General features: G+C 57.9%; 1 protein-coding gene. It reads left to right on the top strand.

Annotated elements, in window-relative coordinates:
- The coding region (locus tag LKX83_RS33315; RefSeq protein ID WP_227887590.1) for a substrate-binding domain-containing protein at positions 1-221 on the top strand (221 nt) is incomplete at both ends.

The raw sequence follows: 221 nt of genomic DNA, 5'->3' as shown, positions 1-221 counted from the left end.
ATATCCCGCCGTTAACCACCATCAAACAGGATTTTCGCCTGCTGGGGCAAACCAGCGTGGACCGCTTGCTGCAACTCTCTCAGGGCCAGGCGGTGAAGGGCAATCAGCTGTTGCCCGTCTCACTGGTGAAAAGAAAAACCACCCTGGCGCCCAATACGCAAACCGCCTCTCCCCGCGCGTTGGCCGATTCATTAATGCAGCTGGCACGACAGGTTTCCCGA

Source organism: Cohnella baijiui, assembly GCF_020731285.1.
GTDB lineage: Bacteria > Bacillota > Bacilli > Paenibacillales > Paenibacillaceae > Cohnella.
This window is presented reverse-complemented; position numbering and strand designations above follow the sequence as displayed.